7 protein-coding genes are annotated in these 7,924 nt (G+C 60.1%); 4 read left to right on the top strand and 3 right to left on the bottom strand.

The genetic code is table 11. From position 1 onward, the window contains the following. Nucleotides 1-666 precede the first annotated feature (666 nt). Entirely contained in the window at nt 667-1,428 is a 762-nt protein-coding gene (locus tag ACYAR8_RS19185) for a YdcF family protein (protein ID WP_463580761.1), read from the bottom strand. A gap of 85 nt (nt 1,429-1,513) precedes the next feature. Further along, nucleotides 1,514-1,885, bottom strand: a complete 372-nt coding sequence (locus tag ACYAR8_RS19180) for a hypothetical protein (protein ID WP_463580760.1) — start codon at nt 1,883-1,885, stop codon at nt 1,514-1,516. Nucleotides 1,886-2,185: 300 nt separating this feature from the next. On the opposite strand from ACYAR8_RS19180, the gene leuS reads away from it, so the two are divergent. The 4 genes from leuS to arfA all read left to right on the top strand — a co-directional run bounded on the left by leuS (nt 2,186) and on the right by arfA (nt 6,821). Further along, a complete protein-coding gene (gene leuS, locus ACYAR8_RS19175; RefSeq protein ID WP_074892705.1) occupies nt 2,186-4,792 on the top strand; it encodes a leucine--tRNA ligase in 2,607 nt (868 codons plus the stop codon). A gap of 88 nt (nt 4,793-4,880) precedes the next feature. Next, nucleotides 4,881-5,486, top strand: coding sequence for an LPS-assembly lipoprotein LptE (locus tag ACYAR8_RS19170; RefSeq protein WP_074892706.1), 606 nt, complete (start codon nt 4,881-4,883; stop codon nt 5,484-5,486). 42 nt (nt 5,487-5,528) lie between these two features. Further along, entirely contained in the window at nt 5,529-6,566 is a 1,038-nt protein-coding gene (gene holA / locus ACYAR8_RS19165) for a DNA polymerase III subunit delta (protein ID WP_108121588.1), read from the top strand. A gap of 96 nt (nt 6,567-6,662) precedes the next feature. Continuing rightward, entirely contained in the window at nt 6,663-6,821 is a 159-nt protein-coding gene (arfA, locus tag ACYAR8_RS19160) for an alternative ribosome rescue factor ArfA (protein WP_463580759.1), read from the top strand. Between the two features lie 48 nt (nt 6,822-6,869). On the opposite strand, the gene ACYAR8_RS19155 is transcribed toward arfA, so the two are convergent. After that, nucleotides 6,870-7,829, bottom strand: a complete 960-nt coding sequence (locus ACYAR8_RS19155) for a halovibrin HvnA (protein WP_463580758.1) — start codon at nt 7,827-7,829, stop codon at nt 6,870-6,872. Nucleotides 7,830-7,924 lie beyond the last annotated feature (95 nt).

Below are 7,924 nucleotides of genomic sequence, written 5' to 3'. Positions count from 1 at the left end.
GACGCTTTCCCGGCTAAAGCCGGTCCCACAATTTAAACCGCAGCAGATCGCGCTGACTGCGCACGATCCACAATTGGGTCGAATCGGCCTGACTGGATGCACGCGGACCATTAGTGGGACCGGCTTCAGCCGGGAAGACGCCCTTATGAACACCATCAGATATGCGGTGTGACACCTGACGCTTTCCCGGCTAAAGCCGGTCCCACAATTAAATCGCAGCCAGTCCCGCCGACTTAGTCAGGTCCCACCATTGAGCAGCACCCGCCTGACTGAATGCACGCGGACTATTAGTGGGACCGGCTTCAGCCGGGAAGAGGCCATCATGAACACCATCAGATTTGCGGTGTGACACCTGACGCTTTCCCGGCTAAAGCCGGTCCCACTATAAAACCGCAGCCAGTCCCACTTGCTGCATACGACCCTACAATTGGGCAGCACCGGTCTGACTGGATGCATGCAGTCTCACAATTGAGTTGCTCCAGCCTGACTGAACGCACGCGGTCTATTAGTGGGACCGGCTTCAGCCGGGAAGAGGCCATCATGAACACCATCAGATTTGCGGTGTGACACCAGACGCTTTCCCGGCTAAAGCCGGTCCCACTAACAGCGCGCGCGGTGTCAGGGGGTACGCGCGTTGACAGCGGGTCCCGAAGCCTGCTGCTCAGGTCATCGATAAAACAACCGATACCCCACCAGCCCCGCCGCTTCATTGATCAATTGCCCGTTCTGCCACACTGCCCTCGCCTCCGGCGTCCAGCCACCGAACGGGCGGGCGTTGTCTACGCTCAGGAATCCCACTGGTGCCGGAACGACGCTGAACCCGGCCTTCTCGAAACTCCAGACCGAACGCGGCATGTGCCAGGCCTGGGTCACCACGACCACGCGCTTGATGCCCTGGGGCAACAAGATCGCGGCTGTCATGTTGGCGTTCTCCCAGGTCGTGCGGCTTTCACCTTCCTGCCAACGGACATTCACACCAAAATCGTCGCGCAGGGAGTCAGCCATGATCGCCGCCTCGCTCGGTGGCTCGCCGTAATGCAGCCCGCCCGTTGTGAGGATCGGCAGACCCGACGCTTTCGACAACCGCGCGGCATACCTCATGCGCTCCAGCGCAACGCCCGTGGGAATATCAGTGCCCCAGCTCGGGTCATTGCGTTCGCGGCCAGAACCGAGAATTACGATGGCATCGGCACGCTGGGCCAACGTCGCCCACTCGCTTTGCGGCAGCGGCGGGATACTTTCGATGCCCCTCGCCGACCACTCCACCACGATCGGCAGACTCATCGCCGTCATGCCGCCAACGCCGATCACAAACAGCACCCGCGCCAACACCGGCCGGCGATTTCTCAACCACCAGGCCAGCACGAGTAACAACAGGAAAAGGCCCGGAGGCAGCAGCAGGTTTTTGATGAAATAACGAAAGGGCATCGGGCATCTCCAAAGATGCCCGAAGCCTAGAAGCAATGACGCTAAGCAGCAATGCTCGATTGGCCGGGGTCAGCCCCCGCAGAAGTTAACGCTTGAAATGTTTGGAGGAACTGTAGCGACTCAACTTTGCCGATACCTTGGCTCGGCGCTGATCCTTGAGCCAGATGACATTGGCTTGGGGATGCGGCGCTCGCATCGACTCGGAAGGCTCCCGTGAGGTGCTGGAACGTCCCCTCGTGACGATCGGAGAATCTTCTTTGAAAACGACTTCGGTTCTACCCAGATAGGCCTCGATCAACTGAAACTCGGCGTGACTCAAACCACGCAGTTCAAGCTCGACAGGGGATTCGTTTCGAAGCCGCACCGCTGTTTTTGCTGTGTCCAGAGCCAGGCCCAGACGATCGATCAGACGGTCATACACATCAGGTTGCTCTACTTCATGCTGCAGCTCTGCCATCCGCTCACCTCACTGAAGATAAACACTTACCCCCGTCAGTGAGCTTAGCGCCACTGCAAAAACCGGCGCGATGCCGCGACCAACGGCGGATGCCGCAGATGCCGAGTCTTGAGCACGCAATCAGGGTTTCCCTCGGCTTGGTAGCCTCATGTATGCTACGGCGCTTCCTGTAAATCCACTTCCGCCCAACCGGGCATGGATGCATCGCAATGCAGACGGCCTCGTCTGGCATGCGAAGGCCTCCTGATCCGGTCACGCCGAGAAGCGGTCAAGGGTCACTCATTTCAGCCAAAAGTAGCCATGCACGAACTCTACCAGCCCCGCGAAATCGAAGCCGCCGCCCAGACCTTCTGGGACGAGCAAAAGTCTTTTGAAGTCAGTGAACAGCCAGGCAAGGACACCTTCTACTGCCTGTCGATGTTCCCTTACCCCAGCGGCAAGCTACACATGGGTCACGTGCGCAACTACACCATCGGCGACGTGATTGCCCGCTATCAGCGCATGCAAGGCAAAAACGTACTGCAGCCGATGGGCTGGGACGCGTTCGGCATGCCGGCGGAAAACGCCGCGATGAAGAACAACGTCGCCCCCGCCAAGTGGACCTACGAAAACATCGCCTACATGAAGAACCAGCTCAAGAGCCTGGGTCTGGCGATCGACTGGTCCCGCGAAATCACCACCTGCAAACCCGATTACTACCGCTGGGAACAATGGCTGTTCACTCGCCTGTTCGAAAAGGGCGTGATCTACCGCAAGAACGGCACCGTGAACTGGGACCCGGTCGACCAGACCGTTCTGGCCAACGAGCAAGTCATCGACGGGCGCGGCTGGCGTTCGGGCGCGGTGATCGAAAAGCGCGAAATTCCGATGTACTACTTCAAAATCACCGCCTATGCGGATGAGCTGCTGGAGAGCCTCGACGAGTTGCCGGGCTGGCCTGAACAGGTCAAGACCATGCAGCGCAACTGGATCGGCAAATCCCGTGGCATGGAAGTGCAGTTCCCGTACGACCAGGCGTCCATCGGCGAAGCCGGCACCCTGAAAGTCTTTACCACTCGCCCCGACACCCTGATGGGCGCGACCTACGTGGCCGTTGCCGCCGAGCACCCGCTGGCGACCCTGGCTGCGCAGAACAATCCCGAGCTGCAAGCGTTCATCAACGAATGCAAAAGCGGCAGCGTGGCCGAAGCCGACGTCGCCACCCAGGAAAAGAAAGGCCTGCCGACCTCGCTGTTCGTCGAGCACCCGCTGACCGGCGAGAAACTGCCGGTGTGGGTCGCCAACTACGTGCTGATGCATTACGGCGACGGCGCGGTCATGGCCGTTCCTGCACACGACGAACGTGATTTCGAGTTCGCCACCAAGTACAGCCTGCCGATCAAAGCCGTTGTACGCACCAGCGCGGGCGATGAAACCCCTGCGCCCTGGCAGGACGCGTACGGCGAGCACGGCCAGCTAATCAACTCCGGCGAGTTCGACGGGCTGGATTTCGCGGGTGCTTTCGATGCGATGGAAGCCGCGCTGCTCAAGAAAGAACTGGGCAACTCACGCACCCAGTTCCGTCTGCGCGACTGGGGCATCAGCCGCCAGCGCTACTGGGGCTGCCCGATCCCGATCATCCACTGCGACACGTGCGGCGACGTGCCTGTCCCGGAAGATCAACTGCCGGTCAAGCTGCCTGAAGATGTGGTACCGGACGGCGCGGGCTCACCGCTGGCGCGCATGCCCGAGTTCTACGAATGCAGCTGCCCGACCTGCGGCGCACCGGCCAAGCGCGAAACCGACACCATGGACACCTTCGTCGAGTCCTCGTGGTATTTCGCCCGCTATGCCTCGCCTCACTACGAAGGCGGCATGGTCGACCCGAAGGCCGCGAACCACTGGCTGCCGGTTGATCAGTACATCGGCGGTATCGAACACGCGATCCTGCACCTGCTGTACGCGCGCTTCTTCCACAAGCTGATGCGCGACGAAGGCCTGGTGAGCTCCAACGAGCCGTTCAAGAACCTGTTGACCCAAGGCATGGTCGTGGCCGAGACGTTCTATCGTCTGGAAGCCAACGGCAGCAAAACCTGGTTCAACCCGGCGGACGTCGAGTTCGAGCGGGACAGCAAAGCCAAGATCATCGGCGCCAAACTGATTGCCGATGGCCAGCCGGTTGAAATCGGCGGCATCGAAAAGATGGCGAAATCGAAGAACAACGGCGTCGACCCTCAGTCGATGATCGACCAGTACGGCGCAGATACCTGCCGCCTGTTCATGATGTTCGCCTCGCCGCCTGACATGAGCCTGGAATGGTCTGACTCCGGCGTCGAAGGCTCGCACCGCTTCCTCAAGCGCGTCTGGCGCCTGGCTCAGGCCCACGTGACGGCGGGCGCTGCAAGCGCTCTGGACAAAACCGCGCTGAACGACGACCAGAAGGCCATTCGCCGCTCGATTCACCTGGCTATCAAGCAGGCCGGTCAGGACGTCGGGCAGCATCACAAATTCAACACCGCCATCGCACAAGTGATGACGCTGATGAACGTGCTGGAAAAAGCACCGCAGGTTTCTGCCCAGGACCGCGCGCTGTTGCAGGAAGGTCTGGAGACGGTCGCGCTGCTGCTGGCCCCGATCACCCCGCACATCAGCCACGAACTGTGGGCTGCACTCGGCCACTCCGGCCCGATCATCGACGCCGGCTGGCCTGTGGTCGATGACTCGGCACTGGTGCAGGACACATTGCAGCTGGTGATTCAGGTCAACGGCAAACTGCGTGGCCACATCGAGATGCCCGCCAGCGCCACCCGCGAGGAAGTCGAGGCAGCTGCACGGATCAACGAAAACGTCCTGCGTTTCATCGACGGTCTGACGATCCGCAAGGTCATCGTAGTGCCGGGCAAACTGGTTAATATCGTCGCCAGCTAACGCAATCATCGGGCGCCTGCAGGCAGGCGCCGCATAAATTTCAAGAACCCGGGATGCCGGGTTCTAACGGATTCAAGGGAGCAACAAGATGATCAAACGCAATCTGCTGGTAATGGGACTCGCGGTTCTGCTGAGCGCCTGCGGTTTCCAGCTGCGCGGCACTGGCACCAACGCCCTGTCGATCAAGGAACTGGACGTGAGCGCGCGCGACGCCTACGGCGACGTTGTCACCCAGCTGCGTCAGACCCTGACCAACAGCGGCGTGCACGTCTACACCGGTGCGCAGTACAAGCTGTTCATCGCCCGTGAAGACGAGACTCAACGCACCGCCAGCTACGCAGGTTCCGGCCGCTCCGCCGAATACGAGCTGACAACCGTGCTCAAGTACGAAATCCACGGCAGTAAAGACGTTCTGCTGCTCGACGACTCCGTGCAGTCGCAGAAGATCTTCGTACATGACGGCAACAACCTGATCGGCTCTGACCAGGAAGCCGATCAGATCCGCAAGGAAATGCGCACTGACCTCGTGCAGAAAGTGCTGGCACGTCTGCAGCAGCTGACACCTCAGCGCCTTGACGAGATGCAGGCCAAAGCCGACGCCGCTGCCCGCGCCCAGGCGGATGCCGAAGCCGCGGCTCAGCGCATTCGCGACGAGACGCCACAGCAGTCGCCTATCGAAATCCCGTCCAAGTGACGGCATCGGGGCCGGTTCGCCGGCCCTGATCTTTTCTGACCCATGAAACTCGCCCCCGCCCAGCTTTCCAAACACCTGCAAGGCACCCTTGCGCCCGTCTACATCGTCAGCGGCGATGACCCGCTGCAGTGTCAGGAGGCGTGCGACGCCATCCGCGCGGCTGCGCGCCAGCAAGGCTATGACGAACGCCAGGTGTTCAGCGCCGATTCGAGCTTCGACTGGGGCACCCTGCTTATGGCGGGCGCGAGCATGTCGCTGTTTGCCGAGCGCAGGCTGCTGGAGTTGCGCCTGCCGTCCGGCAAACCCGGCGACAAAGGCGCCGCCGCGCTGCTGGAATACTGCGGCCGTCCTGCTGAAGACACGCTGCTGTTGATCAGCCTGCCCAAGCTCGACGGCTCGGCACAGAAGACCAAATGGGGCAAGGCGCTGGTCGAGGGCCCGCAGACCCAGTTCGTGCAGATCTGGCCGGTGGACGCCAGCCAGCTGCCGCAATGGATTCGTCAGCGCCTTTCACAGGCCGGCCTCGCAGCAACGCCAGATGCCATCGAGCTGATCGCCGCGCGGGTGGAAGGCAATCTGCTGGCGGCCGCTCAGGAAATCGAAAAGCTGAAGCTCATGGCCGACGAGGGCCAGATCACCGTCGAGACCGTGCAGGCGGCCGTGGCTGACAGCGCGCGCTTCGATGTTTTCGGTCTGACTGACGCCATCCTCAATGGCGAAGCGGCCCACGCGCTGCGAATGCTCGAAGGGCTGCGCGGGGAAGGCGTTGAGCCTCCGGTCATTCTATGGGCGCTTTCCCGCGAGCTGCGTGTGCTGGCCAATCTGGCATTGCAGTTCAGCCAGGGCATTCCGCTGGATAAAGCCTTCAGCCAGGCGCGCCCGCCCATCTGGGACAAGCGCAAACCGCTGATGAGCAAAGCCCTGCAACGCCACTCCGCGCGACGCTGGGGCCAGCTGTTGATGGACGCCCAACACATCGACGCGCAGATCAAAGGCCAGGCCCAAGGCTCGGTCTGGAGCAGTCTGAGTCGTCTGACGCTGCTGATGGCGGGACAACGGCTGGCATTGCCGGCGGAATAATCTGTAACGTTTCGATAGCTCAGGTTAATTGGACAGCGGCGCCGAACTGGCAGAATATTCCCCGCTGCTACACCCCACCACTTGAGCGAGAACGCCATGAGCAAAGCCAAAAAGCGGCCGAACAAGGCCAAATCCATCATCGCCCAGCCCCTGTTCCGCAGCCGTCAGGAACAACCCGTTAAGGGCAAAGGCAGCTACCGCCGCGAAGCCTTCCAGTCTAAAAGCTGGGAGGCTTCTTCCGTTATGGCGGCTTGAAACTTTCCACCTGCAATTATTCGGCCCCCCTCCCCTATGCTGGGGCATTCATTGAGTTTGATCCGCGGGTATGTAGCTAAACGAAGCAGACTGATCCAGCGTCTGAGGCAGTGGAATATAAATAATAGGGATGGTGGTTCCGGTCAGTTGACGGAAGCGCCGCTGGTATAACTGAGCGCCCGCAAGCCCCGCCGGCTGGGTATAAAAGAAAGCCTCTATCGGTAGCCTATCAGGGATGTTTTGGGGCCAGGTTTTCAGCTTTACATCGTTCGGTTTGTCGAACGCCTCAGGGGAAATTAGACGCCCGCCGCGCATGCCTTCCAAGAATCGGCCCGAAGCGGCACTGTTTGCCGAATCACTGACATTAAATGAGCACATCGCCTCGTATTTGCTTCTACCCGCAGCGGCGTCCGCGCGATACTTTCCCACCCACTTAGCTGCAGTGTCGATCACAGGATTCTGTTGCTCGCAGCTTTTGCTGATTACTGGGTAGTTTGGGTGCTCGTCACAGCCGCCGTTAATTCGAGCATTGGAGGATCCATCGACAGGGAAGAAACACAAAATCTCGATAAGTTCTTTGCCCTGCGGCGTGCTGAGTACTGGATAAAAGATGAACCCGCTCTCATACGTGTAGGCCAGCCGCTTCATCTTATAATCGGACCGCAAGAAGGAAAAAGAGACACCGCCGTTTTTTTCAGAGGTCGGGCTAGGGTTCCAAATATCGTACTGGGTAGAAGGCTCTCCACCGCGAACAAGCAAACCGCTGCACAGAAACGCAGGCTTTGAGGCGGCCCCGCAATCATCACGGGTATCGCCGTATCGCGCTTTCAAACGGGCCGCCACGTCATAGCCGCTTTCGGCAGACACGCTGTGCACAGCGCTTTCTACTGTGGCTGTCTTGGCGACGATCGCCTGCTCAGGCGCCCTGCCACCGGTCGACGAGCAAGCAGTGATGCAACTTAACGCCAGCAACGTCAGTAGCTTTTTCATATTGAACACCTCTTCCATGAAGATCGTTTGCCGTTTAGTTAATGTGTTGCTAACCCCCCTGTCCCGCAACTGGCACAAATGACAGCTGCGCAGAACGTCTGGCGATAACCGAC

The sequence above is a fragment of the Pseudomonas sp. HP_01 genome (genome assembly GCF_055284355.1).
The sequence above is the reverse complement of the archived record's forward strand: the minus strand, read 5'-3'. Positions and strand labels throughout refer to the sequence as shown.

What these genes read in the sequence shown, in the direction of transcription:
- ACYAR8_RS19185 (WP_463580761.1), bottom strand. Translation starts at nt 1,428, where the DNA reads ATGCCCTTTCGTTATTTCATCAAAAACCTGCTGCTGCCTCCGGGCCTT.
- ACYAR8_RS19180 (WP_463580760.1), bottom strand. Translation starts at nt 1,885, where the DNA reads ATGGCAGAGCTGCAGCATGAAGTAGAGCAACCTGATGTGTATGACCGT.
- leuS (WP_074892705.1), top strand. Translation starts at nt 2,186, where the DNA reads ATGCACGAACTCTACCAGCCCCGCGAAATCGAAGCCGCCGCCCAGACC.
- ACYAR8_RS19170 (WP_074892706.1), top strand. Translation starts at nt 4,881, where the DNA reads ATGATCAAACGCAATCTGCTGGTAATGGGACTCGCGGTTCTGCTGAGC.
- holA (WP_108121588.1), top strand. Translation starts at nt 5,529, where the DNA reads ATGAAACTCGCCCCCGCCCAGCTTTCCAAACACCTGCAAGGCACCCTT.
- arfA (WP_463580759.1), top strand. Translation starts at nt 6,663, where the DNA reads ATGAGCAAAGCCAAAAAGCGGCCGAACAAGGCCAAATCCATCATCGCC.
- ACYAR8_RS19155 (WP_463580758.1), bottom strand. Translation starts at nt 7,829, where the DNA reads ATGGAAGAGGTGTTCAATATGAAAAAGCTACTGACGTTGCTGGCGTTA.